A 646-nucleotide genomic window follows, 5' to 3' on the forward strand; every position below is an offset into this window, starting at 1 on the left:
CGGCCGCGGAATGTCGGAGAGCGCTTCTCAGCGAAGGCCCTGCGTCCTTCCAGCCGGTCCTCACTGTCCCTCAGCACACCGAAGGCTTGGCGTTCCAATTCCAGCCCGCCGGCTAGCGGCAATTCCCGCCCAGTCATCGCCAATCGCTTGGCAGCCGTCATCGCCAACGGTGCGTTGGCGGCCATGGTGTGTGCCAGGCGCAGGGCCGTCGCCTGCAACTCAGACTGCGATACGACTTTGCTTACCAGCCCGATCCTCAAGGCTTCGTTAGCATCGATGCGCTCCCCCGTCAGCAGCATCAGCATTGCGTCCGATTGACCCACAGCGCGGATCAGGCGTTGTGTTCCGCCAGCACCCGGTATGCTGCCCACCCTCACTTCCGGCAGGCCGAACTGGGCGTTGTCAGAGCAGATGCGTATGTCTGCAAGCAACGCCAGTTCCAGCCCACCGCCCAGGGCATACCCGTTGATTGCCGCGATGACGGGCTTGTCCGTACGCAGCGTCCCAAAGTTGAAGTGTTGGGTTCCTGCGCGAAAGACTTGCCGCGCCGCACTGTCGGCCGGTGGCATTGTCTTCTTGAGGTCCGCCCCAGTGCAGAACGCGCGATCTCCCGCGCCTGTGAGAACGAGTACCCGCAGCGCCTCGT

Annotated in this window: 1 protein-coding gene; it reads right to left on the bottom strand. The window is 63.8% G+C overall.

The window, feature by feature from the left end:
* Window positions 1-638: enoyl-CoA hydratase/isomerase family protein (locus tag DNK89_RS23545; protein ID WP_238990917.1), on the bottom strand; the 638-nt coding region annotated here is incomplete at its 3' end.
* Window positions 639-646 lie beyond the last annotated feature (8 nt).

The organism is Acidovorax sp. ST3, from assembly GCF_003231145.1.
GTDB lineage: Bacteria > Pseudomonadota > Gammaproteobacteria > Burkholderiales > Burkholderiaceae_C > Acidovorax.